This window comes from Acinetobacter sp. TUM15064 (genome assembly GCF_008980265.1).
Lineage (GTDB): Bacteria > Pseudomonadota > Gammaproteobacteria > Pseudomonadales > Moraxellaceae > Acinetobacter.
The window spans coordinates 1-1,927 of the sequence record NZ_BKFU01000135.1; the positions used below are offsets into that span (position 1 = coordinate 1).

Below are 1,927 nucleotides of genomic sequence, written 5' to 3' on the forward strand. Positions count from 1 at the left end.
GGCAGAACCCCATTTGCAACATTACTTGATGGAAAACATATTTGGGCTGAAAAGAATTTAGCTCAAATTTAACCTGACAGCCTAGATCAAATATTGGTAACTGTCAGATCAGGTTTGAGCTAGTACACATCAAGTTAAGGCTATTTTTTATTTTTCCTCAATTATAACTTTGATGCTATAACTTATGTAATTCCACAATTTGCAAGAATGCATCAAAATCAGTTAATTGATTGTTATACGTTAAAGAAGACTTAACATTTACTTAACTATAATTTAGACAAATGATCGAAGTCTTAGATAATTAAATACCAAGTGTATGTAGTGTATTCATAAAATTTGAGGACTCTTATAATTTCTAATTTTTCAATTGATTTCTTGCCAAAGCATTATCAATTTCTTTTAGTGAGATCGTGTTTATTTCATCTCTAAAATTAGATAAATTGGCTTGTAACCAAGAAAAAACCTCTCTTTTATCACAATCAGTTTTCCCTATTAATTTAGACAAATTTAAAGCAGAAGATCTTGACAAACCGAAAGAAATTAAGCTCAGTTGTGTTTGATTAGACACCCCCATTTCAAGAAAAGAATGGAAGTCTCGATGATCTTCTACTAAGTCAATTCTACCGTGCTCTTTTAAGTACAAATTTAAGACATCATTATAACAGCCAATATATTTAGGAGCATTGAAACGTGCAATACGCTCAATACTATCAAGCACCTCCCTAATAACTGTATTAGGGTTAACAGTTCCACCTTTACTTAATAAATAAGAAATTCTTTCACTTATAATCCGAGAAACACTATACCCCCACATCCAATGTAAAATCAAAGAATTATAAAGATTTTGCTGAGTATTTGAAAAACCTAAATTATGTGTTAAATTTTCTTTAACTCTTTCCAAAACTCTACGGTATCTTCGGTATGCTGAATTATCAGAAAAATCACCTAGACATAACCGTTCAATAGGTTTCTCATCATTAAAATAAAATGAATTATATAAATTATTTAGTAGTATTGGGCTGATTCCAGGATTTTTCTCAATAACTTTAATAGTAATTTTTATATTAGAAATTAAAAAATTCAAAGTAGTATACAAAGAATCTATATCAGTTGAGCATTTTTTAAAATTAAAATCATTTAAGTTCCTATTTCTAGAGTAATAAACCACAATTAAATTTAGAAATGCTTCTAAATTTGGATTATCTCTACACTCATTATAATGTTCAGATGAATTAATAAAACAAATAATATCTGTTACTGAAAAAACACTTTTTTGGGATAACCTATCTATTTTAATTTTCTGTTTTTTTATTGGTGGCTCACCACCTTGCCATAATTCATCAATATTTGAATCTACACAAAAAATATTACCTTGAAACTCCTTTCCCCATCGCCCAGCTCTTCCAACAAGATTCCAGAAATCAGTCGGCATCATAAGTTTTTTTGTACCTTTTTTCGGTCCTCTAACAAAAATATTTTTACATGCTAGATTAACCCCCTCAATTAATGTAGAAGTACAAATTAAAAACCTCAGTTTATTTTCTGAAAACAGACGTTCAATCTCAGACTTTAGAGTCAGCGGCATATTACCGTAGTGATAGGCAATTCCTTTAGATAAGACCTTTGCTAATAAAAAATCTTTATGAACTTCAGATTTTGAAAAAGCTATTAGCTCTTCAACATCTTCGTAAAATAAATTATTATTAATATATCTATATAACTCTTGTGCAACATTTTCTGCTTCAGCTGCTCCATTAACATAAATAATATTTCCAGAATTTTCTCCAGAAATATTAAAGGCAACTTCAGCTAATCTTTTATATCCTGATGAATTATTTTTTCGATATAAAAATCTACCTAATTTATTTTTCTCACCTAAATAATTAAGATAAATATCCCAATTTTTTTTCTTTTTATTTTGTTCCAC

1 protein-coding gene is annotated in these 1,927 nt (G+C 28.7%); it reads right to left on the minus strand.

Annotated elements, in window-relative coordinates:
• Positions 1-355: 355 nt before the first annotated feature.
• Positions 356-1,927 (minus strand): helicase-related protein (locus GBI16_RS18000; protein WP_228267868.1); only part of this gene is annotated, 1,572 nt, incomplete at its 5' end.